Raw genomic sequence first — 908 nt, 5'->3', positions numbered from 1 at the left:
TCCGATCGTCCGCCGACGGCGCGGTCCGATCGTCCGCCGACGGCGCGGTCCGATCGTCCGCCGACGACGCGCCCGGTCCCCCCTCGTCGTCATCCTCGGCGAGGAACTCGCGGAGCGGGACGTCATGGGGAGTGTCACCGTCGATGTCGTCGGGGACCGGCTCACTTCCATTCGGGGTCGGGGAACCCTCGTCGGCGGCAACTAGCTCGCGCGAGCGCTCGACGACCGGTCGGGGAACACCAGCGAGCTCGGCCACCTCGACGCCGTACGACGAGGAGGACGCCCCGCGGACGACGCGGTGGAGGAACGTCACGTCGCCGTCCTCGCGGGTGGCGGAGAAATGCAGATTGAACACGCGCTCGCGGTCGGCGGCCAGGTCGGTGAGCCCGTGGTAGTGCGTGGCGAAGAGGGTTGTCGCGCCGAGCTCGTCGTGGACGAACTCGGCGGCCGCGCGGGCGATCGCCCGCCCGTCGGTGGTGGCGGTCCCGCGGCCCACCTCGTCGAGCAGGACGAGCGAATCGGGGCCGGCGTCGTGGAGGATCCCCGTCAGCTCGCTCATCTCGCGCATGAACGTCGACTGGCCGCCGGCGATGTCGTCCGACGCACCCACCCGCGTGAACACCCGCGAGAGCACGGGGAGCCGGGCGGCCTGCGCCGGGACGAACGATCCGGTCTGTGCCAGCACGACCGTCAGCGCGACCTGCCGCATGTACGTCGACTTGCCGCTCATGTTCGGGCCGGTGATCACGGCGACGCTCCCTCGGGGGAGGTCCGCGTCGTTGGGGACGAAGGCGTCCTCGGTTCGCTCGACCACCGGGTGCCGGCCGCCCTCGATCCGGATCCCGGCGTCGGGCTCCGTGATGACCGTCGGGCGGACGTAGTCGTTCGCGACCGCGACCGCCGCGAGC

1 protein-coding gene is annotated in these 908 nt (G+C 72.4%); it reads right to left on the bottom strand.

All coding sequences use genetic code 11. From position 1 onward, the window contains the following. The coding region (locus tag ACFQEU_RS16775) for a MutS-related protein (RefSeq protein WP_417448546.1) at window positions 1–908 on the bottom strand (908 nt) is incomplete at both ends.

Source organism: Halorubrum tibetense (assembly GCF_042661865.1).
Classification (GTDB): Archaea; Halobacteriota; Halobacteria; order Halobacteriales; family Haloferacaceae; genus Halorubrum; species Halorubrum tibetense.
This window is presented reverse-complemented; position numbering and strand designations above follow the sequence as displayed.